The sequence below is a fragment of the Prevotella fusca JCM 17724 genome, from assembly GCF_001262015.1.
In the GTDB taxonomy this organism is placed as follows: Bacteria; Bacteroidota; Bacteroidia; order Bacteroidales; family Bacteroidaceae; genus Prevotella; species Prevotella fusca.
Genome location: NZ_CP012075.1, coordinates 961,674 through 988,211, shown reverse-complemented (window position 1 = coordinate 988,211; position 26,538 = coordinate 961,674). Strand labels below are relative to the sequence as shown.

At 46.7% G+C, this 26,538-nt stretch carries 22 protein-coding genes and 2 tRNA genes; 21 read left to right on the top strand and 3 right to left on the bottom strand.

Annotated features, from left to right (window positions below; all coding sequences use genetic code 11):
- Window positions 1–54: 54 nt before the first annotated feature.
- Both ADJ77_RS11355 and ADJ77_RS11350 read right to left on the bottom strand, forming a co-directional pair.
- On the bottom strand, window positions 55–4,524 hold the full coding sequence (locus ADJ77_RS11355) for a translocation/assembly module TamB domain-containing protein (RefSeq protein WP_050696428.1): 4,470 nt from the start codon (window positions 4,522–4,524) through the stop codon (window positions 55–57).
- Between the two features lie 43 nt (window positions 4,525–4,567).
- A complete protein-coding gene (locus ADJ77_RS11350; RefSeq protein ID WP_244148560.1) occupies window positions 4,568–4,903 on the bottom strand; it encodes a hypothetical protein in 336 nt (111 codons plus the stop codon).
- A gap of 120 nt (window positions 4,904–5,023) precedes the next feature.
- Here ADJ77_RS11350 and ADJ77_RS11345 point away from each other — a divergent pair, with 120 nt between their 5' ends.
- From ADJ77_RS11345 to nqrF, 6 genes are all read left to right on the top strand, one after another.
- Window positions 5,024–6,373 carry a Na(+)-translocating NADH-quinone reductase subunit A gene (locus ADJ77_RS11345; RefSeq protein ID WP_025078656.1) on the top strand — a complete coding sequence of 450 codons (1,350 nt, stop codon included), beginning with the start codon at window positions 5,024–5,026 and terminating at the stop codon, window positions 6,371–6,373.
- Between the two features lie 281 nt (window positions 6,374–6,654).
- Entirely contained in the window at window positions 6,655–7,806 is a 1,152-nt protein-coding gene (locus tag ADJ77_RS11340; protein WP_025078657.1) for an NADH:ubiquinone reductase (Na(+)-transporting) subunit B, read from the top strand.
- Window positions 7,807–7,823: 17 nt separating this feature from the next.
- On the top strand, window positions 7,824–8,537 hold the full coding sequence (gene nqrC, locus ADJ77_RS11335; RefSeq protein ID WP_025078658.1) for an NADH:ubiquinone reductase (Na(+)-transporting) subunit C: 714 nt from the start codon (window positions 7,824–7,826) through the stop codon (window positions 8,535–8,537).
- Window positions 8,538–8,565: 28 nt separating this feature from the next.
- Window positions 8,566–9,195 carry an NADH:ubiquinone reductase (Na(+)-transporting) subunit D gene (locus ADJ77_RS11330; RefSeq protein WP_025078659.1) on the top strand — a complete coding sequence of 210 codons (630 nt, stop codon included), beginning with the start codon at window positions 8,566–8,568 and terminating at the stop codon, window positions 9,193–9,195.
- A gap of 2 nt (window positions 9,196–9,197) precedes the next feature.
- Window positions 9,198–9,824, top strand: coding sequence for an NADH:ubiquinone reductase (Na(+)-transporting) subunit E (nqrE, locus tag ADJ77_RS11325; RefSeq protein ID WP_025078660.1), 627 nt, complete (start codon window positions 9,198–9,200; stop codon window positions 9,822–9,824).
- Window positions 9,825–9,831: 7 nt separating this feature from the next.
- The gene (nqrF, locus tag ADJ77_RS11320) at window positions 9,832–11,100 is read left to right on the top strand and encodes an NADH:ubiquinone reductase (Na(+)-transporting) subunit F (RefSeq protein ID WP_025078661.1); all 1,269 of its coding nucleotides are present in this window, start codon (window positions 9,832–9,834) and stop codon (window positions 11,098–11,100) included.
- Window positions 11,101–11,867: 767 nt separating this feature from the next.
- On the opposite strand, the gene ADJ77_RS11315 is transcribed toward nqrF, so the two are convergent.
- Complete coding sequence (locus ADJ77_RS11315) at window positions 11,868–13,571, bottom strand: glycoside hydrolase family 10 protein (RefSeq protein ID WP_050696426.1); 1,704 nt, start codon at window positions 13,569–13,571, stop codon at window positions 11,868–11,870.
- Between the two features lie 372 nt (window positions 13,572–13,943).
- Between ADJ77_RS11315 and ADJ77_RS11310 the strand changes: the two genes are divergently transcribed.
- The 15 genes from ADJ77_RS11310 (at window position 13,944) to ADJ77_RS11235 (ending at window position 26,532) form a co-directional block, all read left to right on the top strand.
- A complete protein-coding gene (locus ADJ77_RS11310) occupies window positions 13,944–14,438 on the top strand; it encodes a membrane protein (RefSeq protein ID WP_025078662.1) in 495 nt (164 codons plus the stop codon).
- 312 nt (window positions 14,439–14,750) lie between these two features.
- Window positions 14,751–15,359 (top strand): recombination mediator RecR, encoded by a 609-nt coding sequence (gene recR, locus ADJ77_RS11305; RefSeq protein ID WP_025078663.1) that lies wholly within the window; start codon window positions 14,751–14,753, stop codon window positions 15,357–15,359.
- Between the two features lie 8 nt (window positions 15,360–15,367).
- Complete coding sequence (locus ADJ77_RS11300) at window positions 15,368–15,820, top strand: hypothetical protein (protein ID WP_025078664.1); 453 nt, start codon at window positions 15,368–15,370, stop codon at window positions 15,818–15,820.
- Window positions 15,821–17,023 carry a glycosyltransferase family 2 protein gene (locus tag ADJ77_RS11295; RefSeq protein WP_025078665.1) on the top strand — a complete coding sequence of 401 codons (1,203 nt, stop codon included), beginning with the start codon at window positions 15,821–15,823 and terminating at the stop codon, window positions 17,021–17,023.
- 3 nt (window positions 17,024–17,026) lie between these two features.
- Complete coding sequence (locus ADJ77_RS11290) at window positions 17,027–17,554, top strand: GNAT family N-acetyltransferase (RefSeq protein ID WP_025078666.1); 528 nt, start codon at window positions 17,027–17,029, stop codon at window positions 17,552–17,554.
- Between the two features lie 77 nt (window positions 17,555–17,631).
- Window positions 17,632–17,705: transfer RNA gene (locus tag ADJ77_RS11285), tRNA-Asp, on the top strand.
- Between the two features lie 25 nt (window positions 17,706–17,730).
- Window positions 17,731–17,804: transfer RNA gene (locus ADJ77_RS11280), tRNA-Asp, on the top strand.
- Between the two features lie 328 nt (window positions 17,805–18,132).
- Entirely contained in the window at window positions 18,133–18,648 is a 516-nt protein-coding gene (locus tag ADJ77_RS11275) for a HutD/Ves family protein (RefSeq protein WP_025078668.1), read from the top strand.
- A gap of 717 nt (window positions 18,649–19,365) precedes the next feature.
- Window positions 19,366–19,677 carry a T9SS type A sorting domain-containing protein gene (locus tag ADJ77_RS11270; protein ID WP_025078669.1) on the top strand — a complete coding sequence of 104 codons (312 nt, stop codon included), beginning with the start codon at window positions 19,366–19,368 and terminating at the stop codon, window positions 19,675–19,677.
- A gap of 44 nt (window positions 19,678–19,721) precedes the next feature.
- Window positions 19,722–20,270: an RNA polymerase sigma factor gene (locus tag ADJ77_RS11265; RefSeq protein ID WP_025078670.1), complete on the top strand. Its 549-nt coding sequence runs from the start codon at window positions 19,722–19,724 to the stop codon at window positions 20,268–20,270.
- Between the two features lie 69 nt (window positions 20,271–20,339).
- The gene (locus ADJ77_RS11260) at window positions 20,340–20,732 is read left to right on the top strand and encodes a hypothetical protein (protein WP_025078671.1); all 393 of its coding nucleotides are present in this window, start codon (window positions 20,340–20,342) and stop codon (window positions 20,730–20,732) included.
- 31 nt (window positions 20,733–20,763) lie between these two features.
- Window positions 20,764–21,210, top strand: coding sequence for a hypothetical protein (locus ADJ77_RS11255; protein ID WP_050696425.1), 447 nt, complete (start codon window positions 20,764–20,766; stop codon window positions 21,208–21,210).
- A 239-nt stretch (window positions 21,211–21,449) separates the two neighbouring features.
- Complete coding sequence (locus ADJ77_RS11250) at window positions 21,450–22,967, top strand: glycoside hydrolase family 10 protein (protein ID WP_050696424.1); 1,518 nt, start codon at window positions 21,450–21,452, stop codon at window positions 22,965–22,967.
- Window positions 22,968–24,002: 1,035 nt separating this feature from the next.
- Window positions 24,003–24,230: a hypothetical protein gene (locus ADJ77_RS11240; RefSeq protein WP_025078673.1), complete on the top strand. Its 228-nt coding sequence runs from the start codon at window positions 24,003–24,005 to the stop codon at window positions 24,228–24,230.
- 43 nt (window positions 24,231–24,273) lie between these two features.
- Window positions 24,274–26,532: a hypothetical protein gene (locus ADJ77_RS11235; protein ID WP_025078674.1), complete on the top strand. Its 2,259-nt coding sequence runs from the start codon at window positions 24,274–24,276 to the stop codon at window positions 26,530–26,532.
- Window positions 26,533–26,538 lie beyond the last annotated feature (6 nt).

Below are 26,538 nucleotides of genomic sequence, written 5' to 3'. Positions count from 1 at the left end.
AATGGGCACGATTCGCCCAAATCGGGTGCAAAGTTACGAATAATATTCTGAATATCAATGTTTTTGCTTGTCTTTTTTTGCTTTTTTCTTCCTGTTTCTGAAGATGTCGCTGAGCCTGTTGAAGTCTTTTTTGAGAATGAGTCCTATTCCCTGTGTTGTCAGCGAGTTACGTGTGAAATAGCGGTCGTTGGTCTGGTTGTAGACGCGGAAGGCTATGTTTCCGTTTGGCGACAGGAGGTAGCGGATGTCGAAGTCGCCGATGAAGGACGACTTGTCTTTCGCTATGTTGTTGCGGTAACCGAACTGCCCGTTGAAGAGGAGGCGGTTGTTGAGTATGCTGCCTGAGAACATTCCTTCGTATTCAGCATTGTCAAATCCTTCGTTTCCTGTTGCAATATTTGCTCCGAAGTTCCAGTTGTTGTCTTTCACAACGTTTGACAGGACGGTGTTTATCTGCTGTGAAATCGTACCGGAGAGCAGGCTCTGCATGGCAAGCGATGCGCTGCTTGGCGCTTCACTGTTCTGTGCGGTATTGTTGTTGTTGCTCTGCGGATAGAATCGTCCGACAGCAAGGAGATAGAGCACCTGCTGGTTGAGCTCCTGTTCGGAGTTGAGGATGGAGCGTATCATCTGCTGTGCGTCAGGAGAGAGTGAGGGGAGGTCGAGTCCGAAGGAGACGGTCGGTGCGCCCGGCGTTCCTTCGATGTTCAGCAGACAGTTCACCTTCGTGTTGTTTGCCGTGAAGGACCTTCCCAGTCCGAGGTCGCCCAGCGGGACAGAGTTGACGATATAGTTTGCCTTCAGGTTCAGTGCCGCATTGAACGGGTCGCCGCCGAAAGCTATTGTCGAACCCGGCTGGAAAACAAACTGCTTCTTGATGATGTTCTGTATCGTGAGGTTGTACTGCCCATGGTTAACGTTGTAGTTTCCGAAGAGCTGGAACGCCCCCTTATTATAATAGGTGGCACGAATCATGCCCGAACCGTTCAGGCGGATGTTGTCCCCTGTAGTCTCATCAAGCAATACGCCGAGTGTAAGGTTCGGATTTGTATGCAGGAGGAAGTTGATGTGCAGGTCGCTCGGAATGTCGTCATATCCAGGGGCTATGATGTGCCGTTTGGCGGCAGGTTTGGCTGCGATGCTGACAGAGTCGGCTGCGTCAGGTATCAATATACCAATGCTGTCGACAGGAGTGTTGATCCAGCGGATGAAGTTGCTTGGGCCCACATCATCGGCTGATGCGGCGTTATAGGTAATAAAGGTATTCTTCTCGGGTGAGAGTTCAATATTCATGGTTGTTGCATCCGGTCCGCCTTTTATGTTGCAGTTTCCTGTGCCGTAGACCATCCCCCAGAATGATTCCTTGCCCTGTTTCTTAGGGAAGTTGTATGCCAAGAGGTTCCTTGCCTCGACGTTGATGTCGTAAGTCAGGTGGCGCAGGTTGTTATGATGCAGTCCGCCAGTGATGATGCCGATGTGTCCCTGTGCATCCGTTATGGTGTCATTGCCGAAGATAATCTCGTTCGGAATGATTCGTATGCGTGCATTGCGCATTGCATAGGTGGCTCCTGTCGGCTTTACATGTACGCTTCCGTAGGCGTGCATGTCACCTTCAAGATTGATGTCGCTGAGCGGTCCGACAACCTTGCACCATCCGTTTGCCTGCAGCTGGATATTGTCCATGAACGAGTCGCAGAAGCTCTGCAGGAAGTAAAGATGGGTGTCGTTGGCATAGATGGGCAGGTTGATGTAGCTGTTCTTGATGTCAACATAACCTTTTATGTCCGTGCGTGTGTTGTCGTCAGTGTCGGCATGTGCATTGATGTTGATTTTTCCTTCCCTGTCATTATAGTTCACGTCAGCATAGAGCGTACCCATGTCGCCTTTCTCAAACTGGAAGTCATGTACCTCAAGTTGGGCTTCCATCTGTGGATGATGGAAGAATGACTTGATGGAAGCTGAGCCCGAAGCTGTTCCCGAGAAGCCGACACTGTGGAAGTTGACAAGGTCAAGGATGTAAGGAATGTCAATCTCCTTGAAGCTGACAAGGATGGAATCACTCTGGTAGCCGGACGTCTGTCCGTTGGCAATGATGTGCTGGTTATGGTTTGACAGTTCAAAGTGGTCAATCGTCAGGTTGTTACGATGGTAGGAAAGGTCGGAAGGCTGTACCTGCAGAGCAATGGAATCAAAGTTGATGGTTGATGGATTGAAGTGCAGACGTGTTTCCAAGTCGCCGTGTCGCCGTGAGAAAGAAGCAATGCTGCTGATGTTTCCGTAGACAGGAGAAGAACCTGGTATGCGGAAGGATATGTCAGAGTTGACCATGTTGTTGGAGATGAGCCCCTCTGCATTCATGAGGATATGCGGACCCTTCTCACCCTTTCGTTCGGCAGAGATGCTGGCAAGCAGTCCTTGTGACTGGCTGTTGATGTTCAGTGTGAGGTTCTTTACCTGCTGCCCTGCATAGCTTATGTCAGGTGCATTGATGTGCAGGTTCAGTTCGTTCCGCTGCTCGTTTATGAGACCGTTAACCCTGACGGGGTGTGCAGAGACAAGCGAGGTCTTGAACAGACTGTTAATCTGTTTTGTGTCATCCAGTCGCAAGGCAAAGGCATAGTTTGCCTTGCCTCTCACATTATACTGTGGAGTGGAGCGGATGAGACTGGGCAGATAATGTCCCAGTACATGCGTTATACTTTGTGGAATTGACGCATACTCGTATTGTCCGGCTATGTGCAGGTCGCCGAAGTCAGTCTGTGCATCGAGTGACCTGCCCAGGACTCCGTTGTTCATCTTGACATTCAGCTGCTCAAGACCGATGTTCTGTCCCTCTCCGTTCATGGCGAAACCGTTGACGTTGAGGCTTCCGTTGATGTCATTCAGGTTCGAGCCCTGCCCTTTTATGTTGGAAGTGAAGGATATTGTCCTGTTGCCGAGTGCGTCAGACAGCTGGAGATTATGCAGGTTAACGGCATTGGCAGCAATCATGATGTCGGCAGAGAGTTTCCCCTTTTCTCGCATGAAGGCAAGGATGTTGGCTGCTTTTCCGTCAATGTCCAGCTTTCCGTTAGGGTCATTTATTGATATTTTACCCGTAAACACATCGTCTCGATAGCTGCCGTCAAGGTGGATGTTCCTGTAGGTATATCCTTTGTAAGTGAATGATGTTACGTCGCCTTTCGCAATGATGTATGAAAGGTCGGTGCTACCCTCCACCTTCATGTTGGTGACAACCTTGCCAAAGTCGTGGTTGTCAAGTACTTTCGCAATGTTGAAATCGGGTGTGTTGACCGTAGCCTGAATGTTTTTCCCATGAATCACAGCGGCAAGATGAATGTTGCCGGCATCCGTGTTGAGCTGTCCCTTTGCCGTATATCTGCCGGCTTTGTGGGCGAACGAGCCACGATAGTAGATATTGCCGATGTTCTCCAAAGGCTTTGGCAGCGGCTTTTTCGCAACCTTGGCAATATCCTGTAGTGTTTTTTTGCTGATTCGTAAGGGCGTAAAGGTGACGTCCCATGAAGGTTTCCTGTCGAGATTGCCGACCCATCCTTTTGTCTTGATTTGTGTGGAAAGCGTCTGGTCGGAAATGTCAAGTCGTTTCACCCGTACCGAACGGCTCGTGCCCTGTGCCTCCAGTGCGACGGTGTAGGGTGTCGTAAGCGTTTTTAAGCCGGGTAGGAGAGAGGCGAAGTCAGAGGGTTTAACGGATGCTTTGAAGTCCTTGACGGTATATCGCAAGGTGTTGTAGTCCAGCTTCTTCCCGTTTATCTTGTAGGTGGCTGACAGCTCTTTCATGGCTATCTTGCTGTCAGTAGACTCGAAGTCAAGTTTTTGCAGCATCGCCTGATGCTGGTCAGCCTTTAGTCTGAATGCCAGCTGTTTCACTTCCAGCCCCGCAGCTTCCTTGAAAGACAAGGCTCTGAGGTCAGCCCACACGCTTGTGTCATCCAGCTTGCGGAGGATGATATAAGACGAAATGTCACTTAGATTGATATGGTTCAGATTCAGTCGGTTAGGAGTGGTAGGTGCATCCATACAATCGTATTTAATGCTACCATGACGGATAACAAGACTGTTGATTGATAAATGCAGCGGAGTATGGCTTGTAGTATCTTTAGAAGCTAATGAGTCCAAAGCAAACTGGAAGTTTGGCTTGGCATCCTTGCTGGTCTTGTACAGTTCCGCCTTCAGTCCGAATATCTGTGCAGAGGAGATGTTGATTTCCCCTGTACGCAGAAGACGCCAGATGTCGACCCGTGCACCGACCCGTGAAGCCGACAGCATCTTCTTGTGACTCTGGTCATAGATGAGAATATCGTCCAGTACGAAACGGTTGATGAAGCCTAAGTCAATGCGTCCTACATGTACCTCAGTTCCTAATTTCCCACCAGCAATGTCGGCTACTTTATGGGCAAGCGAAGCCTGCACTGCTGGTATATGCAGCAGTACTATTGTGGTTATGTAAAGACCTGCTATGGTCCATATAACCCATCGGATGATTGTCCTAAGTTTCTTCAATGCGTCTACAAAACTACTAAAAAAACGGTTTATACTGAAATTATTACATCCAAATGTGCCAAATCTCCTTAAATTTTGCTACATTTGCAGAAAATAAGCTGCGTTCGGCAAACAGAAAGTAAACTTTCATTGCGCTCACTTGCATTATTTTTGCAGAAAATAAGCTGCGTTTGGCAAACAGAAAGTAAACTTTCATTGCGCTCACTTGCATTATTTTTGCAGAAAATAAGCTGCGTTTGGCAAACAGAAAGTAAACTTTCATTGCGCTCACTTGCATTATTTTTGCAGAAAATAGGGCAGGTAAGAGCAGACGAAGCTGTCCCAAAGCGTAGGTCGGTACCGCTTGTGTGTCTGCTATGGAAAGATTGCTTGCGGGCACACAGGGCGTGTGTTCCTATATACAACAGGAATCCTGACACGTCCCTTTTGTAGCGTACAGCTTATTTGGATATGATAATCTTAAGATGAAATAATATAAAATCGGATTTATATCATTGTTATGGCAAATGTAATTAAGTTACGAAAGGGCTTAGACATTAACCTTACAGGACGCGCACAAGAAGAGATTTTACCTGTGAAGTCATCCAAGGAGTACGCATTGGTACCGGATGATTTCCCGGGTCTGACACCTAAGGTGACCGTTCGTGAGGGCGATCATGTCCGGGCTGGTGACCCGTTGTTCGTTGACAAAGGGTGCACCGAGGTCAGCTTCGCTTCCCCTGTAAGTGGTACAGTCTCAGCTGTTGAACGAGGGGAGAGACGTAAGGTGTTGCGTGTGAAAATCACTGCCGATGCACATCAGGAGTATGCTGATTTTGGTGTGAAGAATGTGGCAGGCTTGTCCGCAGGCGAAGTGAAGTCTTCTTTGCTGCAGGCAGGACTTTTCGGTTATATCAACCAGCTGCCTTATGCTGTTGCTACACGTCCGGACACGGAGCCAAAGGCGATTTTCGTGTCTGCACTTCGTGATAAACCTTTGCAGGGTGACTTCGAGTTTGAGTTGGATGGTCAGGAGAAAGACTTCCAGACTGGTCTGACTGCTCTCGCCAAGATTGCAAAGGTTTATTTGGGTATTGGTGCTGGGCAGACTGCTACTGCACTTACCGCAGCGAAGGATGCTGAGGTGACAGTCTTCGATGGTCCTTGTCCGGCAGGTAATGTCGGTGTACAGGTAAACCATATTTCCCCAGTCAACAAGGGCGAGGTGGTATGGACCGTTGACCCAACAGCCGTTATCTTCTTCGGTCGGTTGTTCAACACTGGTAAGGTGAACCTCACCCGTCGTGTTGCCATTGCAGGCAGCATGGTAAAGCAGACTGGCTATGTAGATGTGCTTGTTGGTACACCATTGAAGCAGATTCTTGCAGAAAACGTTGCCGACGGCTGTCATGTCCGTGTCATCAATGGTAATCCTCTCACAGGTGTTGTTGCCAATGACGAAGCTGTACTTGGTGCACATACTTCTGAGGTGACGGTCATCCCGGAGGGCGATGACGTAAACGAGATTTTCGGTTGGATGCTTCCCCGTTTCAATGACTTCTCCACTTCCCGCAGCTACTTCACATGGTTGCAGGGCAAGAAGGCATATAACCTCGATGCCCGCATCAAGGGTGGCGAGCGTCACATGATTATGAGTGGCGAGTACGACAGGGTGCTGCCGATGGATATCTATGGTGAATATCTCATCAAGTCAATTCTCTCTGGCAATATCGACAGTCAGGAGCAGCTGGGTATCTATGAGGTAAGCCCGGAGGATTTTGCCCTCGCCGAGTTCGTTGACAGTTCCAAGCTGCCTTTGCAGAAGATAGTTCGTGAGGGCTTGGATATTCTTAGAAAAGAGAATGCGTAGGGTCTTGATGAGCCCACAATGACTTTAACTTCAGTTTCAGTTCAGTTTTCTCAGAATGTTATCCGTCAGCAGTCAGCCAGCAGTCATTGACGTAACGGAAAGTTCCCGTTGGCAGGGAATGATGTTGGCAGGGCTTGGTAAGACGATTACAAACGGCTTGTACAGACATTACAAACGCTTTGTACAGACATTACAAACGGCTTGTAATACCATTACAGACGCTTGGTAACAATTCTGGAAACAGAAACTTCGGACTTTAAGAACCCTATAATAAAAGTATTATGAGTTTAAGAAATTATCTCGATAAGATACGCCCGAACTTTGAAGAGGGCGGAAAGCTTCACGCTTTCAAGAGTGTCTACGATGGTTTCGAGACGTTCCTTTATGTTCCTAATGAGACATCAAAGAGCGGTGTATCCATCCATGACGCTATTGACTCGAAGCGAATTATGAGTCTGGTGGTACTGTCACTGGTACCTGCCATGCTCTTCGGTATGTACAATATCGGCTATCAGAACGCTGTAGCAGCAGGCAAGCTGGCTGATGCAACCTGCATGGGGATGTTCCTCTATGGTCTGCTTGCCCTGTTGCCGAACATCCTCGTGTCTTACATTGTCGGTCTGGGCATTGAGTTTGCCTGGGCACAGTGGAAGGGTGAGGAAATCCAGGAGGGTTTCCTGGTGTCAGGTATTCTGATTCCGTTGATTATCCCTGTAACCACACCACTTTGGACACTTGTCCTTGCGGTAGCCTTTGCGGTAATCTTCACCAAGGAGATCTTCGGTGGTACGGGTATGAACATCTTTAACGTTGCCTTGGCTGCACGTGCCTTTCTCTTCTTCTCTTATCCGAGCAAGATGACTGGCGACAGCATCTGGGTAGCAAAGGATTCGATCTTCGGCTTCGGCTATACGCTGCCTGACGGCTTCACAATGGCAACCCCATTGGGCGAGATAGCACAGGGAACAGCCGTACAGGCTTCGTTCAATGACATGATTGTCGGGCTTATCCCCGGTTCTGTCGGTGAAACATCGGTTATTGCTATTGCCATCGGTGCTGTTATCCTTCTGTGGACAAACATCGCCAGCTGGAAGACAATGTTGAGCGTGTTCCTCGGCGGTACACTGATGGGACTTCTTTTCCAGTCAACAGGCGCAACACCTATCCACTGGTATGAGCACCTCGTACTGGGTGGTTTCTGCTTCGGTGCTGTCTTCATGGCAACCGACCCGGTTACCTCAGCCCGTACCGAGACAGGTAAGTGGGTATATGGATTCTTCATCGGTGCGATGGCTGTCATCATCCGCGTGTTGAACCCGGGTTATCCAGAGGGTATGATGCTCGCCATCCTTTTCGGCAATATGTTTGCCCCACTCATCGACTACTGTGTAGTTCAGTCAAACATCAGCAAGCGCGCAAAGCGTGCTAAATAAATAAGGAGGACGAAGAAATGAAAACAAATAGTAATTCCTATACAATTATCTATTCTGCCATCCTCGTGCTGATAGTAGCCTTTCTGCTTGCATTCGTGTTCCAGGCGTTGAAGCCAATGCAGGATGCCAATGTACAGCTTGACCAGCAGAAGCAGATTCTCTTTGCGCTTAATCAGGACCGTGGTATGAGTAATGAGGAGGCAGTTGAGCTCTGGCAGAAGATCATCGTTGCCGATGATGTCATCAATGCCGACGGCAAGCTCGTTGAGGCAGGAAAGCAGGGTGGCGTTGATGCCGGCTTCAAGCTGAACAGCAAGGATGCCAAGGAGGGCAAGCTGGCACTGTTCCGTTGTAAGGTGAACGGTGAGGACAAGTATGTTATCCCTGTTTATGGTAACGGTCTTTGGGGACCTATCAACGGCTTCATTGCCATCAACGGTGACAAGAGAACCGTATTCGGAGCTTACTTCAACCATGAGAGTGAGACGGCCGGTCTCGGTGCTGAAATCAAGGACAATACTGCATGGCAGGATAAGTTCAAGGGTAAGCAGCTGTTTGCTGGCGATAATACCCGGAAGATTGCGCTCGCTGTAGAGAAGAAGATTGAAGACCCGACAACACAGGTGGATGCCGTGACGGGTGCTACGCTTACCAGCAACGGCGTGACTGAGATGTTCCAGACAGAGAAAGGCGGACTCCAGCCTTACGTTAAATTCCTGAACAGCAAATAACATTCTAATCTTTTAGAACAACAAGAATATGGATTTATTCTCAAAACAAAATAGAGAGGTGTTCAGCAATCCGCTGAATCTGGACAACCCGATTATGGTCCAGGTGCTCGGTATCTGTTCTGCCCTTGCCGTAACTTCACAGCTGAAGCCGGCAATTGTTATGGGACTTGCCGTTACCATCATTACGGCATTCTCCAATGTTATTATTTCACTTATCCGCAACACAATCCCTAACCGCATCCGTATTATCGTGCAGTTGGTGGTGGTAGCTGCTCTGGTAACCATTGTCAGCCAGATTCTCAAGGCTGTGGCTTACGACGTGAGTGTGCAGCTCTCTGTCTATGTCGGACTGATTATTACCAACTGTATCCTTATGGGACGTCTGGAGGCTTTCGCCATGACCAACAAGCCTTGGCCAAGTTTCCTCGACGGTGTCGGCAATGGTCTTGGCTATGCCGTAATCCTCGTTGTCGTGGGTGGCATCCGTGAGTTCTTCGGTCGTGGCTCACTGCTCGGCTTCAAGATTCTCCCGCAGAGCCTCTATGATGCAGGATATATGGACAACGGAATGATGGCAATGCCTGCCATGGCACTCATCCTCCTCGGTTGTGTTATCTGGGTTCATCGTGCATATTTCTATAAAGAAGACAAGAAGTAATTATGGAACATCTTATTAGTTTATTCTTCCGGTCCATCTTTGTGGACAATATGATATTTGCGTTCTTCCTCGGTATGTGTTCTTACCTTGCCGTTTCAAAGAGCGTGAAGACATCATTGGGTCTTGGTGTAGCCGTAACATTCGTGCTGCTCGTTACCACACCAGTCAACTATCTGTTGCTGACCAAGGTTCTGGGTCCTGACTGTCTTGCTGACGGTGTCGACCTTACTTATCTCAGTTTCATCCTCTTTATCGCTGTCATTGCCGGTATCGTGCAGATTGTGGAGATGGCAGTCGAGAAGTTCTCACCCTCCCTTTACGGAGCATTGGGTATCTTCCTTCCGCTGATTGCCGTTAACTGTGCCATTATGGGTGCGTCTCTTTTCATGCAGCAGCGTGTCGGTCTTGATCCTTCAAGCACACAGTATATCGGTTCCGTATGGGATGCCCTCATCTATGGTTTCGGTTCTGGTATAGGCTGGACACTGGCTATCGTGGCAATGGGTGCTATCCGTGAGAAGATGGAATATTCTGATGTACCAAAGCCTTTGCAGGGACTGGGCATCACATTTATTACAGTAGGACTGATGGCAATGGCAATGATGTGCTTCTCAGGTCTTAAAATCTAAGTAAACAATGGGACAATTCATAACAACAAGTATTGTAGTATTCCTGATTACCATCCTTGTGTTGGTGATCCTCCTGCTTGTGGCTAAAAAGTATCTCAGTCCGAGCGGAAAGGTAACGATAACTATTAACGGTGACAGGCAGATGACCGTTGACCAGGGTAGCTCCGTAATGGCTACACTGAATGAGAACGGCGTCTTCCTGCCCTCTGCCTGCGGTGGAAAGGCAAGCTGTGGACAGTGTAAGGTGCAGGTCGTTGAAGGTGGCGGTGAGATTCTCGACTCTGAGCGTCCTCACTTCAGCCGTAAGGAAATCAAGGAGAACTGGCGTCTGGGATGTCAGTGTAAGGTGAAGGGCGATATGTCGCTCAAGGTTCCAGAGTCTGTCATGGGCGTCAAGGAGTGGGAGTGCACCGTCATTTCCAACAAGAACGTGTCCAGCTTCATCAAGGAGTTCAAGGTTGCCTTGCCTCCAGGTGAGCACATGGACTTCGTTCCGGGCTCGTATGCACAGATCAAGATTCCTGCATACGACTGCATCGACTATGACAAGGACTTTGACAAGAATGATATTGGCGAGGAATACCTCGGTCCGTGGAAGCAGTTCAATCTTCTTTCACTGAAGGCAAAGAACCCTGAAGATACGGTTCGTGCTTACTCTATGGCAAACTATCCAGCTGAGGGTGACATCATCACGCTGACTGTACGCATCGCTTCAACCCCGTTCCTGCCACGTCCGCAGGTAGGTTTCCAGAACGTTCCGACAGGCATCGGTTCTTCTTACATCTTCTCGCTCAAGCCGGGTGACAAGGTGATGATGAGCGGTCCTTACGGTGACTTCCATCCTAACTTCACCTCTGGTAAGGAGATGATTTGGATTGGCGGTGGTGCAGGTATGGCTCCTTTGCGTGCGCAGATTATGCACATGACAAAGACACTCCACACCCGTGACCGTGAGATGCACTTTTTCTATGGTGCGCGTTCACTCAGCGAGGCTTTCTTCCTTGAGGACTTCTGGGAACTGGAGAAGGAATATCCAAACTTCCACTTCCACCTCTCTCTCGACCGTCAGGACCCGAAGGCGGATGAGGCAGGAGTGAAGTATTACACCGGTTTTGCCGTGAACTGCATCCGTGATGAGTATCTGCAGCAGCACGAAGCACCAGAGGATTGCGAGTATTATCTCTGTGGACCTCCAATGCTTATCAAGACTGTTACCGATTATCTTGACAGCCTTGGTGTTGATCAGGATGCCATCATGTACGATAACTTTGGATAAACAATTTTCCGTAAATAGAAAGCGAGGATACCTCTTATAAGGTTCCTCGCTTTTTTGTTTACCTCTCATGGGTATTAGGGACTGAACTTTTTTGGTTTGATTATCGGCTTCTTGTCCGTCTTTCTAACCTGATGTAGCCCGCTACACCTTCGTTGCAAAGACAAACAGTCAGCTTGAGGATAAAACATAATCTGTTCAGGCTCTAATGGATAGCTTGGGTTAAAGAAAGGGCACACGGAGGCGGAGTAGGCGGATGTAAAATGGAAAAACAGTTTTAAACAGCTTGTTTGGGTCAGTGAAATTTCTTTACATAAAATACTGAAAAATCTCCTTTTAATCATAAGCAGAGGTTGATAAATCCCGAGGTTGCAAGCATCAGGTTATCAACTGGTTACAAAAGAGTGAAATTATCAGTGCTTAATAGCACTCCAACTAACGCCCTTTAAGGGTTCAATTAAGCCTTAGTTAGACGTCAATTAAGGCTTAGTTGCAACGCAATTAAGCATCTGTTATTTCCCATGTGTGATTTAATTTTTACAAAATGGGTGTTTTCTGTTCATTCATTCAACAGGATTTTGCAGTTTGTCGAGTAGTAGGATTTTCCTATGAACAATGTAGGTTTATGGAAATCTTCTCGTCTTTCAGTTGGTTTTAAGAAAACCGTAAGCATCCTGCATCATCCGTCTTTTACCTCACGAAACACCAGACTCTGTCGATGAGTGACTTGCTTGTCCTATGCCCTGAGACATTTTCTCAGAGCCAGTAGTCTATTCCTTGTTTTTATGTCGGCGGATCATGAATGCCCCTAAGGTATATGCCTTGTTCTTACGAGTGTAAACCTTGAGCCAATACATTCCCTCGGGCAAGGAACCAATGTGCAGCTTGTTCTGTCTTACAGCCTTGCTTCTTATGTTGCGGACTGTCTGCCCCTGCATTGTGAGTATGGCATAATGGTCGGCATCAGTCTGGCTTGCCTCGGAAGGAACAGCTATGTCTGTCCCGTCGTTAGACAGCAAGGACGGATGAGGGGTGCGCACCTGTCGTTCCGCCTCTTGCAGTGCTGCGCTCTCTTCTCCATAGCGGTTCATCGCCGTGACAGCGAAGTGAAGGGACGGATTGACGTTCTTCAACTCCAGCGACTGTCCGTTATAGCGTGCAAAGAGCAGGTTGCGGGCATCCTTCGTGTCGACAGGGAAGGTGCTACTGGCATATATATTATAATAAGGTGAAGCACCTTTCCAGTTCAGAGTGACCGACTTGTCCTCCCGTTTCTGTGCGAAGGAAGCGTTGGCAGGCTGTGTAGGTGCAGTCGCACCTTTGCCGCCTTTCATCGCAGGAGGCAGTGAGAGCGTGGCATTGAACTGCTTTTCAAAGTCATAGATACCCCGCTTGTTGGATGTGAGGAAGTAGGAACGGAAGTGTGCGTGACCCATGCCGATGGCACGGCTGACGTACATCTGACGGGTCATGTCACTCAACGACCAGTTGCCCTCACGTGGGTCAAGGAAGTAAGTACCAAGTCCTGTCACCACCTCACGTCCGTGTGCATTCTCTACCCAGTCGGCAATGAAAGGGTAGTAGTTCTCCCCGCGGAAGTACTGCATTGGATAGAGCTGGTCCATCAGCCCCGTGCGCAGCCACTCCTGTGCCTCCTGTGCGACACGGTCACGTGCGTTGAAGTTCTTTGAACTGTATCGGCTGAGGTCGGAGTACTTGCCGATGGGCGAGCACGACATCTTCACCCACGGCTTGACAGCTTTCACTTCGTCGTGGATGGCACGTACTATCGCCGTGATATAGCTGCGACGCTCGTCGGGAGTATCGCCGTCACGGTAAGAAGGGCGTGGCCATCCGTCAGGATAACGGATGTAGTCAAGGTTGATGCCGTCCACATCATACTTTCTTACTATCTCACCACAGACAGCAGCGAGATACGAAGGAACACGTGGGTCGGCAGGGTCAAGGTAAGAACCTGTAGAGTAGCTTCTGATGCGGAAACCCTTTTGTGCGAGCAGTCTGCAGCCCAGTGAGTTCTTTGCACCCACAGGGATCGTTGCTATCCATGCATGTATTTCCATTCCACGTTTGTGACATTCCTCCACAGCAAAGGCAAGCGGGTCATAGCCGTAACCCGGTGCTCTGCCCTCAACGCCCGTTATGCAATGGTCCCACGGCTCAATGTCGGAAGGATAGATGGTAGCTGCACGCACACGAGCCTGCAGCAGTACGGTATTGATATTCGCCTTCTGGTAACTGTCAAGGATGTCAATGAGTTCTTGTTTCTGCTGCTGTATGCTCTCCTCCGACCTTGCGTAGGTCTTCGGCCAGTCAAGATTGGCAAGTGTCGTAAGCCATACGGCACGTGTCTCCCGCTTCGGCAGCCGTTGCGTAAGATAGTCCGAGAGGTTCGTCTGTGCTTGTGTTGTGATTGTTATTACGCAGATGAGCGTAAGTAAAAAAACCTTCTTCATAAATTATTTACTGTGATGTAATGTTATTGCTTCTGTCCGGGAGGCGTTGTTTCCTGTCCGTCTTCCATCCTTTAGGCTGATTCTCCTTGCTTTGTCCGGCATCGGCGGCGTTCCGTTTCCAGTCAGTGGCGCCATGCAGGGAAGTTTCGCAGGGATGATTTGCTTTGCAAAGATAGGCATTAAAGATTAGATAACAAATTTATGATGAAAAAGATTTCGTGGCATGCAGGGCTGGGTGTCTTTCTCTTTTCTATAAAGAATGTCAATTTTTTCCTCATTCCAAATATTATCCTTACCTTTGTCTTAGAATATTGACATGAACCGATGGGAATGTTTGTCAATCTTTAGTATTTACTTATTTCATATTCTGCTATGATAAAAAGATGTATGCTGCTTGTCGCGGCAATGATTGTGAGCATCTGTGCATCAGCACAGTTTCAGGAGGGAAAAGGCTATCTCGGTGCTTCTCTTACAGGACTTGACCTGCATTATAACGGTCAGGACGGGTTCAATATAGGTGTGCAGGCAAAGGCTGGTTACTTCCCTTGGGATAATGTTATGCTGCTTGCTATGGTTGATGCAGTGCATAATGGTTCCAAGACAGTTGCCGACCATATCAGCGTTGGCGTTGGCGGACGATACTATATCACACAGAACGGACTCTATCTGGGTGCGGGTGCGAAGCTCCTCCATGCCAATCACAGCTATAATGACCTGATGCCGGGTATTGAGGTGGGCTATGCCTTCTTCATCAACCGTTCGGTAACCATTGAGCCTGCAATCTACTACGATCAGTCGTTCAAGAAGCATGATTACTCAACGGTGGGATTGAAGGTCGGTCTTGGTATCTATCTCTTTGATGATTGATAGGACTTGATAGGGAGCGTCCGACTTCCTTCTGCGGCTTCAGAGCTGGCAAAAGCTGCTCGTTTCCCGGGTTTTTTCATTGTTCTTGCAAGTGTGCTGGTAAGCTGAGTGTTATAAAGCTGTGCAGGAAAAGGTGCTTGGTTGTGTTGCAAAAGGGCGTTAGTTCGACGTCAATAGGGCGTTAGTTGCGATGCAATTAAGCCTTGGTTGCGATGCTGTCAGTGCTCGGTGAGGTCTCAACTTTTGGGAACGACTTATTCAAATCAGGAAAATACGGATTTCAACTCTCTCTGTCTGCGAGAATAAATTTAAATGCAACAATATCCTTCTCAACTCTTGGAGAGAGCCGTCGAGGCTTTCTCACAGTTGCCGGGTGTGGGGCGGAAAACCGCTCTGCGCCTTGTTCTGCATCTGCTCCGCCAGTCAACTGAGGATGTTGACAGATTCGCCGATGCTGTCATACGGGTGAAACATGACGTGAAGTACTGCCGGGTGTGTCATAACATCTCGGATGCTGATGTCTGTTCCATCTGTTCCGACCCTCGCAGGGACGCCTCGGTGGTCTGCGTGGTCGAGAACATACAGGACGTGATGGCTATCGAGAACACCCAGCAGTTTCATGGACTTTACCACGTGCTGGGCGGTATCATCTCGCCGATGGACGGTATCGGACCGCACGACCTTGAGATAGAATCGCTCGTAAAGCGTGTGGAGGAGGGGACGGTGAAGGAGGTTATCCTCGCCCTTGCCAGTACGATGGAGGGCGATACTACCAACTTTTATATCTCACGGAAGCTGAAGAACGCCGACGTGAAACTGTCGGTTATCGCACGGGGTATATCTGTTGGTGATGAACTTGAGTACACGGATGAGGTGACGTTGGGCAGAAGTATTCTGAACCGTACACCTTTTGAATCTTAGTCACGACTATGGATAAAACAAGACAAATACTTCTTACAGAGCTCGTTGGCTCCTGTCTGCTGGCACTGCTGGTCGTCGCTGTGTTTGAGACGGGGCTTATACTGCCCGGCGGATGGGCTGACTTAGGCAATGAAACGGTGGTCACGCTGCAGTTTCTGATGCAGATGTTGACCCTTGCAGCCATACCTCTTGCACTCTTCCTGTTCAAGATAGGCTACGTGCGTGCTATCCTGCATACTGACGAAAGTCATGTAAGCAGTCACCTGCTCTTCTGGGGTAGCGTGCGTATGATGGTACTTTGCGTGCCCATGGTGCTCAATATATTCTTTTATTATGCCTTTGGTGATAGCGTCAGTTTCTTCTATCTTGCCGTAATTCTGGCGTTGAGCCTGTTCTTCGTGTATCCCAGCAAGAAACGTTGTGAGCATGAGTGTCACCTGGATAATTCAGACCATGATTAAATGAAGCTGAGTGTTGTCATCGTAAACTATAACGTCAAGTACTATCTCGGACAATGTCTCGAGAGCCTTCGGCGTGCTTTGAAAGGCATTGACGCTGAGGTGATTGTGGTTGACAATCACTCCCATGATGACTCGGTGGCGTATCTTCGCAGCCGTTTCCCTGAGGTTCATTTCATTGCCAGTGCACATAATCTTGGCTTTGCGTGCGGTAACAACATTGCCATCCGCCAGAGTAAGGGCGAGTATGTGCTGCTTTTGAATCCCGATACTGTCGTGGGCGAAGATGCCATCCGTGCGTCTGTCGCCTTCATGGACAGCCATCCCGGGGCTGGTGCGCATGGTGTGCAGATGCTCAATGACTGTGGTGAAAGAGCACCGGAGAGCCGCCGCGGACTGCCTTCTCCTATGGTTTCGTTCTATAAGATGGCAGGACTCTGCAAGCATTTTCCGCAGAGTGACAGGTTTGCACATTATTATATGGGCAGTCTGTCATGGGATGTTCCGGGACGGATTGAGGTTGTCAGCGGTGCTTACTGCTTCCTGCGGAAGTCGGCTTTGGACCGGGTGGGACTTCTGGATGAGGACTTCTTCATGTATGGTGAGGATGTCGACCTCAGTTATCGGCTGCTGAAAGGCGGCTTTGAGAACTGGTATCTGCCTGTCCGCATCCTGCATTACAAGGGCGAGAGCACACAGAAGTCCAGCTTCCGTTATGTTCACGTATTCTATGATGCCATGCTCATCTTCTTCCGTAAGCATTATGGCGGAATGAATGTGCTGTGGCGGCTGCCCATCAAGGCGGCTATCTATGCGAAAGCCCTTGGTACGCTGGTGGGGACGACAGTCCGTGCCGTGCGTAAGAAGATGGGATTTCGCATTCCTAAAGGTACTTCTTATCCACATTATATCTTTGTGGGAGGCGAAGATGTGGTGAAGAGCTGCGAACGTCTTGCCACTGAGAATGCGCTTTCGGCAGAGTATCGTGTGGCAGGACGGGACGCTTTGGAGACGGTGCATAACGAGCTCCTCGGCAGGTTCGGAGGGCGGGACAGGCAGTTCTGCATCGTCTATGACACCGATTTATACAGCTATCAGGACATTCTGGATGCGTTTGCTGCGTGTCCGTTGCGCAATGTCCATATTGGTTTCTACCATCGGAAGGAGAACAGGGTCATAACCATGGCCGAAATAATAGGAGGGTGATGAATGGAGAAGAAAACTGATGTGCAGGTCATGCTGAGAGCCATGGAGCCGGAAGACCTTGATGTGCTCTATCAGATTGAGAATGACAGGAGCCTGTGGAATATCGGCTCTACGAATGTTCCTTATAGCCGTTATGCGCTGCACAATTACATTGCTGATGCGAAGAACGACATCTATATCGACGACCAGCTTCGTTTGATGATTGAGAACGAGGCGCAGGAAGCGGTGGGAGTCATCGACCTTGTTGGTTTTGATCCTAAGAACCAGCGTGCCGAGCTGGGTATCATCATCATGAGGAGGTTCCGTCGGCAGGGTTATGCCCATGCTGCCATCTCAAAGCTAATTGACTATACACGCAACGTACTGCACCTTAGACAGATATATGCAGTTGTAGATGTTGGGAACGCCGTGTCGTACCATTGTCTTTCATCCCTTGGCTTCAGCGATGGAAGCATATTGAAAGAGTGGCTTTATTGTGACGGTGAATATAAAGATGCAAGGATAATGCAACTTTTTATTGAAAAAGGATAAATTAATTTTGGTGGTATAGATTTTTATTGTTACCTTTGCACTCGCAAAACAGAAAAAGGGTTTTAAGTATCCGTTTTGGTGCGTTAGTTCAGTTGGTTAGAATGCCTGCCTGTCACGCAGGAGGTCACGAGTTCGAGTCTCGTACGCACCGCTGAAACCCTCAATCTGTAATGTATGGTGCGTTAGTTCAGTTGGTTAGAATGCCTGCCTGTCACGCAGGAGGTCACGAGTTCGAGTCTCGTACGCACCGCTGAAACCTTGGCTTTGCCAAGGTTCTTTTGTTTTTAAGGGGGTGATTTTTTGTCGGACTAATGCCTTTTCCCTCTTCTTTCCTGTTCTTTGTCTGCCGTATTGTTTGTTGTTGGGCAGTCCTTCTGCTCTGTTTGATAGCAAAGTTGTTGCTGGGCAAGAGGCTTGTAGGCTCGCTGGAGCTATTGATGAAGAGGGCAATTGCTTGACTTTTTCCTTATTATTACTTATCTTTGCAGCCGATAGAGGCAGAAGGCAAGAGGAGTGCAACAAGTCAACTGTTTTTTCCTTGTTTAGCCTTTGGGAATAGAAAAGAAATAAAGAAGAAGATGGAAGTAATCAGAAAAGAAGCGTACAAGACAACGAAGTGGAAAGGAGGCATCACACGTCAGGTTTTTATTGCACCTGCTGACGGCGACTTGTCAGCACGGCGTTTCGACCTGCGCATATCGTCTGCCATTATTGATGACACGGAGAGCGACTTCTCCGACTTCACTGGTTTTACCCGATATATCCTGCCGTTGGAGGGAGAGATTGCCTTGCTCAAGGACAACCGACGCATACCACTTTCAAACAATGCGTTATACAGATTTGAAGGGGATGAGAAAGTCGGTTCGGAGAATACGCAAGGTGCGATTGATTTCAATATCATCGTGCGCCATGGCATAGCTGTGGAGGTGGGGATAGTACAGGAGGCGCAGTTCACGGAAAGCCGCCAAACAGTGGTTTTTGTCCTTGAAGATAGTAAGGTTGATGGCAGACAGCTTGGCAGGCATGATGCGGCAATCCTTGAGAAACCCTTTCAGTTAAAGGGAAAGGCTGTTGTTGTCCGACTTGGCGGATAGCATTCTGCAAGCATTCTCCACTACGGTCAGTCGTTGAGTATGCCTTTATGCACTGCTCTCCGTAGCCTTGTCAGCCCTGCTCGCTGCCCGTTTTCACCCCTTCGGTCAGACAGTCTTCTTTCTCATCGGGTCTTTCCCTCTTTCTCCCGAATTGGTCATTGAGGAGTCTTAGCACTCGGGAATATTAGGAAGTACGAACGAGAAGCTGAGATGAATACAACCTGTTTTGTAATAATAAAATCATGCTTCAAGAAGTAAAGGTGCTTGATTGCGTTGCAACTAAGCCTTACTTGACATGCAACTAAGGCTTAATTGGACGTTAAAAGGGCGTTAGTTAGAACGCTGTTAAGCACTGATAATCCTGCTGTTGTGTAACAGGTTGATATGTTAATAGTTACAGGGTTAGGTGTTGGCGGTATCAGATTAATCTTTGAAAAGGTCTTTTCGGTAAATTATGTAAAGATATTTCTTCAACCCAAAAGCGTCCAATCGGAGCTTAATTTCCATCTTGTTGAAAGCTCTATAGTAGGTTTAAACGTACCTATATGCTTACTCCGTCAAGTCAAGACCCATGAAGGGTTAAGTGACGTTCTCAGCTTCAGCATAACAGGTCGTATGTGTTAATTGATACTAAATCTTTAGCCGTCAGGGCAATAAAGTAAGTGTATGTATTCTGAAAATTGTTATCTTTGTAGCTAATATTAAAAGCATAAGTCTATGATAAAAAATATATTTACTCCTTTTCTATTCACATTACTGCTCTCTGTAGGAGCTGCAGCTCCGATGCAGGCACGCACGGCGGTTGACCTCATCGAGCAGGATTTCCAGACGGCATCAATATCCGTTGTGGGAAACGTGCTGCATGTTTTGGGTGCAGAGGACGAATTACTCTCCATATATAATGTGACGGGTGTGCGCGTGATGAGCGTGAAAGTTGACGGAAGCGACAAGCGTTATACGCTCAATCTGCCGAAGGGATGTTATATTGTCAAGGTGGGCAAGCTGGTCCGCAAGGTTTCTATCCGTTAAGAAGCGGTGTCGCTCTTGACGACTAACCCGTTTCTGAAAAGACAGTGTCTCCCCTCGATGAGTCGGAAGTGATTCGCCTGTTGGCGAGTCCTGAAGGAAGACAGAAGGTTTTCCCCGTGATTGTAGACCAATACAGTCAGCCGCTGTATTGGAAGATTCGTAGTATTGTTCTTACTCATGATGATGCCGATGACGTGTTGCAGAATACGTTTCTCAAGGCGTGGAAGAGTCTTCCTGTATTTCAAGGGAAGGCACGTCTGTCCACGTGGCTCTATCGGATAGCCATCAACGAGTCACTTGATTTCCTTCGTCATCAGAAGACGGCAACACTTGCGAGTGCGGATGCTGACCTCGCTGTTGCCAACCGTCTTCTTGCTGATGAATATTTCGATGGTGACAGGAGTCAGGCATTACTGCAGGAAGCCATTGCAACCCTGCCCGATGTACAGCGCACGGTGTTCACGCTCCGTTATTATGATGAGATGAAATATTCGGAGATGAGCGAGGTTCTGGGTACGAGCGAAGGGTCGCTGAAAGCATCCTATCATATTGCGGTGCAGAAGATAACCGACTATGTGAAGCGGTATGAGTAGTTTTCTTTGCCGTGGTGTTTAAACCATTCAGCCTTTCCTCAGTCTAAGTTATATCAAAGAAATAACTCTATGGATTCAGAAAATCTGTTACAATCGGAATACGGTAATAAACGTCCTTTCACTGTTCCGGAGAATTACTTCTCCGAACTCTCATCCCGTGTGATGGTGCAGATACCGGCGGAAGAGCAGGGGCATGAGGCACTTACGCAGAAGCCACGGCGTGCATTGATGCGCAGGCTCCGTCCGTTGGCTGTTGCTGCAATGACCATCGGTGTGGTGCTGATAGGCTTTCTGGCTTACAACCTGTTCAGTTCTCGACAGGGGAATGGTGCAGCTTTGGCGGATATTGACGTGGGGCAGATAGCTGACATGGTGTCTGTTTCAGATGATGATTTTGAACAGGCAGCTGATTATTTCATGGTGGATGAGGATGATATGTATGCCTATATGGCTGGAGATTGATGGCAGATGGTAAACGTTACAGCAGGAAATTATGAAATATAGAAGAATTATCTTATTGTTCTGTGCTATTCTCTGTATGGCATCAACGTATGCGCAGGGAAAGTTCGACCCTGATAAAATGCGGGCAGAACTGCATCGGTTCATCACGGCAGAGACTGGGTTAAACCAGCAGGAGGCAGCACGTTTCTTCCCTGTCTATGACGAGATGCGGAACAAGCAGCGTGGTTATTTCAACAGGTTGCGGGTCCTTCACAATACAAAACCTTCCTCTGAACGTGAAGCACGTGAGTTGATTGATAAAGCTGATGCGCTCGAAGTGCAGCTGAAACAGCTCGAACACCGCTATCATGTGGAGATGCTAAAGGTACTTTCCGGTGTAAAGGTAATGCAGGTGTTGGAAGCTGAACGTAAGTTCCATCGTCAGACATTCCGCAGGATGGCGGGAGAAACGGTGAAAGGTAAAAGAGCAAAACGGTAAAAACGTGAAGAGTAAAAGGCGTTGTTAAGAGTAAAAGGATAAGAAAGTGAAAGGGCAAAAAGGGTGGGAAAGTAACAGAGTAAGACGTAGATGATAAGGAGAAATGCTGAATTTTACATGAGAATTTATAGTTTAAACTCCTTCTAATTCTCTTTGACTCCGATGACACCTATAGGTTTCACCCTTGTAACTTCTAAGGTTTAACTCCTAAAATTAAACTTCTAAATTTTAAAAAACACATGAGACAATTTCATTCTCTCTTGAGATTATTGATTGCCGCGATGGTCTTTGTCGGGGCAGGCAATGTTGTGTATGGTAAGAATCTAATTAAGAAACGGGAATTCCGTGGCGCATGGATTCAGTGTGTCAACGGACAGTTCCAAGGCATCGGCACACAGCAGATGCAGCGTACATTGCGTTATCAGTTGGACGAATTACAGAGAGATGGCGTGAATGCCATTATCTTCCAGGTGCGTGCAGAGTGTGACGCACTTTATCCAAGTAAGTACGAACCATGGAGTAAGTTCCTTACGGGGCGTCAGGGCACACCTCCCTCGCCTTACTGGGACCCATTGCAGTGGATGATTACCGAGTGCCATAACCGTGGTATGGAACTCCATGCGTGGATTAATCCTTATCGTGCTAAGACGAAGAATACCAGTCAGTTGGCGGTTAATCATATTGCGATGACCAATCCTAACCGTGTCTTCTCATACGATGGTCTTTACATCCTCAATCCTGCTCTGCCGGAGAATCGTAATTACATCTGTGCAGTGGTTGATGACATTGTAAGCCGATATGATATTGACGGACTGCATATCGACGACTATTTCTATCCTTATCCTGTCGCAGGACTTGCTATTCCCGACCAGGGTAACTTCCAGCGTGACAGACGTGGATTTACCAATATCAACGATTGGAGACGCAACAATGTTGACCTCTTCATCAAGCAGTTGGGCGAGTCTATCCATCGCCGGAAGCCTTGGGTGAAGTTCGGCGTGTCACCTTTCGGCATCTATCGCAATCAGAAGAGCGACCCGAGGAACGGCAGTCGCACGAATGGTCTTCAGAACTATGACGACCTGTATGCCGATGTGCTGAAGTGGGTGAACAACGGATGGGTTGACTATTGCGTGCCGCAACTGTATTGGGAAATCGGCAATCGTGCTGCAGATTACAAGGAACTTATCGGATGGTGGAACCGCAATGCAGGCAATCGGCCGCTTTATATAGGCGAGGACGTTCTTCGCACGGTGAAGCATGCTGACCCGCAGAATCCTAATTCCAATCAGCTTCCTGCCAAACGCCGTCTGCACGAGCAGTCTGCGAATGTCAATGGTACTGTGCTGTGGTATGCAAAGTCGGTCGTTGACAATCCGGGTAACTACGGTACGCTTCTGCGCACTCACTACTGGCGTTATCCGGCATTGCAGCCATTGATGCCATTCATTGACGACGATGCGCCGTCAAAGCCAAGGAAAGTGAAGGCAAGGCAGGAGGGAGATGGCTATTATCTTACATGGAAGGCTCCGAGGGGAGAAGGCTGGAAAGATGCAGCTTATCGTTATGTTGTCTATCGTTTCCGTACTGATGAGCCAATCAACCTCCATGATGCTTCCAAGATAGTGGGCATGCCTTACGGTAACAGGCTCCGCCTCAATTATAGGGACGGCAATACAAAATACGTCTATGTCGTTACTGCGCTTGACCGCATGAGTAACGAGAGTCATGGAAAAAAGAAAAAAGTGAAGCTGTAGGCTTCACTTTTTTGTTTATGGCAGGTTCTGTTTTCTTTAACCTAAGTCGCCCATCAGAGTGTTTTGAAGTCATAAGGTCGTAAATTCTTTGTTATTATTTGATAGTATAGACATATGAAGAGTTTTTGGACCAATGGATTTGAAGTTGCGAAATATCTTTACATATAATATTGAATAATATTCTTCTGACCATGAAAAGATACCGCACTGGCTCAAACGTACAACCATCAGGATATCATCTGATTACAAAGTGGCAAGATTATCAGTGCTTAATTGCGTTCCAACTAACGCCCTTTAAGCCTTCAATTAAGCCTTAGTTGCACGCCAGTTAAGGCTTAATTGCAACGCTGTTAAGCATCTGTAATTTTCTGTGATTGATTTTATCCTTACAAAACGGATGTATTCCTCCATTTTGTTCAGTTGTCTTTTGTGTCATTTTGGTGTAGTGATAGTTTCCGCTAACCAGATTGGGCTTTATTATTACGAGGCATTGGTAATGATTTACAGGGCCTTGGTAATGATGCTGTCAGCGATTTGGAAGTCGGTTAAGAACTATGTTGCGGTTATGTTAAACGTTGGTGTTCCTTGCATGGGAACAGAAACAGCAGGCGTATGGTTCTACATGTTTCAGTCTGAATACGATAAATAGAACTATTTGGGTAAATTTACAACTATTAATTCTTTATGTTTGTACGGAAAAGGGTTAATGTAAGTTAATATATAAGGTGTAAGCGAAAAAGATACTATCTTTGCATCATGAATATGACAAAAGCTATTAGTTTGTGTTAAAATAAAAGGACAGAAGAGAGAGTCTCAAAACATAATTTACAGACTTTCTGCAAACATTTTTAACAGATAATAGAAGTAATGCCTTTGCCATTACCCTATGGAAAATGAGGCACTATAGTGAATGAATTGTATAAACGACTTTTACGTTCCGATCAGTTTATAGATAGTAGTATGATGATATACTGCTGTTGCGATAGTAGTAATAATAAAGATTAATCACTTTGTTGGATAAAAAATAATAGAATAATGGAGAAAAAAGTTTACCTGAAGCCGCTTGCGGAAATAGTGGCTTTTAATTTCGGCGAGGTAATGCAATTACCCGGCGCATCACAGATTGATAATGATGGAGATGGTACCCCTGAACAGCATGGTCAGGGTAATGACCGTATTATCCCTGGAGATCCTGATGGAGGTATTGGTGCTAAGCCAAGTACACCATGGGGTATTGTTAATCATAGTATTTGGGAAGATTAATTATTAGTTTAAACTGAAGTAAATTTAAAAAAGAATAGTAAAGATGGCAAGACATTTTACACTTATAACAATAGCCTTGTTTATATTAGGCTTATTTTCCCATACAGGTGCAATGGCACAGGGACAAGATGGCAACCATATTTGGAATGGAAATTCCATTGATGATGTTGCTGATAAATCCGACGAGGATATGAATACCATCTACCTTTACAACGTTGGTACTAAAAAGTTCCTTAACACTGGTAGCTACTGGGGAACAGTTGCTGTCGGTTTTAATGTAGGTATGCCAATTCATATCAAGAAGAAGAATGGTTATTATCAGATGGAAGGACCGCTTGGGACCAGTGCTGGAAACCTGATAGCATTTGGGCGCAGAATGGATACACCAGGTTATAATAATAATATAAATTATAATCGTGTTTATGTTGACAGAGGAATAGAATTCGATAATACTAAAATTAAGAATCCATACTGTAAGCAAACACTTCATATTAATGGTATTATAGACTGGACTTTTACCGAGACATATTCTGGCAGCAGAACCTATAATATTTCTTTTAATAATGATGAGAATCTTCAAGGGTATTATGGTAAGCACTATCTGCGATTGGAAAAAAATGGGTACAGTAGGACAAATATTTTAAAGTTTCCTGAATCCGTAAGTTCGTCTGATAAGAATAGTCAGTGGAGAATTGTAACGAAGAAAGACCTGAAAGAAGCTTTCAAAGAAAAGTATGCTTCTGATGAAGCTCCATCTGACGCAACTTTCCTTGTTTATGACCAGAACTTCTCACGTAGTAGTAATTACGTTGATAAATGGATAGCCAGTGGAGTAAAATGGACTTATTATCCAAATACGGAAAAGGCGTTTATACCAAACGATAAAAATTATACCTACTATGTAGGCAATGGTTCTGTAAAGCCAAACTATTATATGGCAGAATATGCAGGCTATACAAATGCGAATGTCCGTAATGTAGGTAATGATGCTAATGCCAATGGAACGGTTACACAGAAAGTCAATATTATCAAGAAGGGCTGGTATAAGGTTTCCTGCAATGGCTTCTATAACAGGGATAGGGGTAGCTATATGGTGTCAAAGCTATTTGCAAGGGTGGAAAATAACACTGCTACAATCTCTAATGTAAGCACCACATTGAATAGATTTGGTCATGAGTTCGATTATACCAAGGATGATTTACTTCGCATCTATGATGATGATGATTTGTCAACAGAGCAAGGAGGTAAAGGCTTAAAGACTAAAGAAAGCCCTTATGTAAAGGCAGGTAAAGAGTTTGATAAGGGTAGATATAATAACACTGTGCTTGTTTATGTGCCACATAATAATGATATACTGGATATTGGTATTGAGATTAAAGGCTCATCAGAAGACCGTGACTGGACCTGTTGGGATAATGTCCAACTACAATATTGTGGTAATAATGACATTGTTTTGGATGAGAGAGAGGAAGACATTAGTTACATGCAATTGCAGGTAGATCCTCTCAACTCTGGTACTCTTATTTTGAAGCGCACTATGGAAATCGACAAATGGAACTCTATTATGCTTCCTGTTGATCTTACGGTTGAGCAGGTAAAGACTGCATTTGGCGAAGATGTCAAGCTCTCACGTCATCCAAAGCAGCATAGTACAGTAAAAACACGTATTGAGTTCAAGAGTGTTGATCTTAGCGATGATTATGCGATTGCTATTGAGAAAAATCAACTCTACCTCATTAAGCCAAGCAAAGAGCCGATAGGTATTGAGCATGAAGATCCATATAAAAAGCAGTTGAAGGATGAAAGATGGCTAAGTATACCTGCTCCTTATTACGTTATCAATAGTGTGTCGTTGACTAAGGACCCTTCTAGGCTGAGCAATTATAGCTATGGAGTTATTAGAGAACCTTCTACTGCTTCAACACCTCCTGTAGAGAAGTTGCAGTTCTGTGGTTCACTTATCAACCAGACTACTAATATAGTCCCGGCATACTCTTATGCTTTGGGAGCAAAAGATGGAAAATGGCACTTTACACAGCATCCTCTCCCAATCAAGGGTTTCCGTTGCTGGATTGCAACAGGTTCTGAGGCATATGCAAAGACTATACGATTCTTCATTGATGGTGTTGAAGAGGATATGGTTACAGGTATCGACAATATTGTTACAGAAGAGAGTAACAATGAGATTATGGGTACCGTCTATAACCTCAACGGACAGGTTGTCCGTGCTGGTGCAACCTCATTGGAGGGTCTGCCAAAGGGTATCTACATTGTAAATAACAAGAAGTACATCGTAAAGTAATACTTT

Bases quoted from the DNA above. Each gene is read 5' to 3' on its own strand.
- ADJ77_RS11345 (WP_025078656.1), top strand. From the start codon at position 5,024: ATGGCAAATGTAATTAAGTTACGAAAGGGCTTAGACATTAACCTTACA.
- ADJ77_RS11340 (WP_025078657.1), top strand. From the start codon at position 6,655: ATGAGTTTAAGAAATTATCTCGATAAGATACGCCCGAACTTTGAAGAG.
- nqrC (WP_025078658.1), top strand. From the start codon at position 7,824: ATGAAAACAAATAGTAATTCCTATACAATTATCTATTCTGCCATCCTC.
- ADJ77_RS11330 (WP_025078659.1), top strand. From the start codon at position 8,566: ATGGATTTATTCTCAAAACAAAATAGAGAGGTGTTCAGCAATCCGCTG.
- nqrE (WP_025078660.1), top strand. From the start codon at position 9,198: ATGGAACATCTTATTAGTTTATTCTTCCGGTCCATCTTTGTGGACAAT.
- nqrF (WP_025078661.1), top strand. From the start codon at position 9,832: ATGGGACAATTCATAACAACAAGTATTGTAGTATTCCTGATTACCATC.
- ADJ77_RS11315 (WP_050696426.1), bottom strand. From the start codon at position 13,571: ATGAAGAAGGTTTTTTTACTTACGCTCATCTGCGTAATAACAATCACA.
- ADJ77_RS11310 (WP_025078662.1), top strand. From the start codon at position 13,944: ATGATAAAAAGATGTATGCTGCTTGTCGCGGCAATGATTGTGAGCATC.
- recR (WP_025078663.1), top strand. From the start codon at position 14,751: ATGCAACAATATCCTTCTCAACTCTTGGAGAGAGCCGTCGAGGCTTTC.
- ADJ77_RS11300 (WP_025078664.1), top strand. From the start codon at position 15,368: ATGGATAAAACAAGACAAATACTTCTTACAGAGCTCGTTGGCTCCTGT.
- ADJ77_RS11295 (WP_025078665.1), top strand. From the start codon at position 15,821: ATGAAGCTGAGTGTTGTCATCGTAAACTATAACGTCAAGTACTATCTC.
- ADJ77_RS11290 (WP_025078666.1), top strand. From the start codon at position 17,027: ATGGAGAAGAAAACTGATGTGCAGGTCATGCTGAGAGCCATGGAGCCG.
- ADJ77_RS11275 (WP_025078668.1), top strand. From the start codon at position 18,133: ATGGAAGTAATCAGAAAAGAAGCGTACAAGACAACGAAGTGGAAAGGA.
- ADJ77_RS11270 (WP_025078669.1), top strand. From the start codon at position 19,366: ATGATAAAAAATATATTTACTCCTTTTCTATTCACATTACTGCTCTCT.
- ADJ77_RS11260 (WP_025078671.1), top strand. From the start codon at position 20,340: ATGGATTCAGAAAATCTGTTACAATCGGAATACGGTAATAAACGTCCT.
- ADJ77_RS11255 (WP_050696425.1), top strand. From the start codon at position 20,764: ATGAAATATAGAAGAATTATCTTATTGTTCTGTGCTATTCTCTGTATG.
- ADJ77_RS11250 (WP_050696424.1), top strand. From the start codon at position 21,450: ATGAGACAATTTCATTCTCTCTTGAGATTATTGATTGCCGCGATGGTC.
- ADJ77_RS11240 (WP_025078673.1), top strand. From the start codon at position 24,003: ATGGAGAAAAAAGTTTACCTGAAGCCGCTTGCGGAAATAGTGGCTTTT.
- ADJ77_RS11235 (WP_025078674.1), top strand. From the start codon at position 24,274: ATGGCAAGACATTTTACACTTATAACAATAGCCTTGTTTATATTAGGC.